Below are 419 nucleotides of genomic sequence, written 5' to 3'. Positions count from 1 at the left end.
GTGTGAGCCAGTCCCACCAACTGCCAGCGTAGGCGCGGTTCTCGACCTCGATCCCCTGCAGCAGCGCGCCCAGGATCATACCTTGCGCCATCGCGGCGACCAACGAGCCGCCGAAAAAAGCGAGATCCCAGAACGGTTGGTGACGCTCGTCGCGCCAGCGGAACTCGAACGCAACGCCGCGGAAGACCAGGCCGAGCAGCATAGCGATGATCAGCGGATAAGTCGCCGGCAGGATCACCGCGTAGGCCAGGGGGAAGGCCGCCAACAGGCCGCCGCCGCCAAGCACAAGCCAGGTCTCGTTGCCATCCCAAACCGGCGCGATCGAATTCATCGCGCGGTTGCGGCCATGGCCCACGCGGACCGTGGGGAAGAGGATGCCGATGCCCAGATCGAACCCGTCCATCACCACGTAAGCGAAC

1 protein-coding gene is annotated in these 419 nt (G+C 65.4%); it reads right to left on the bottom strand.

The genetic code is table 11. The annotated features are described in order from the left end of the window. A partial coding sequence (locus I6F37_RS41695; protein WP_249795482.1) for a cytochrome d ubiquinol oxidase subunit II occupies positions 1–419 on the bottom strand: 419 nt, incomplete at both ends.

Origin of the sequence: Bradyrhizobium sp. NBAIM08 (assembly GCF_020193935.1) — a bacterium.
Taxonomy (GTDB): domain Bacteria; phylum Pseudomonadota; class Alphaproteobacteria; order Rhizobiales; family Xanthobacteraceae; genus Bradyrhizobium; species Bradyrhizobium yuanmingense.
Note: the sequence above shows the minus strand (reverse complement) of the source record. Positions and strands in the feature narration are given on the sequence as shown.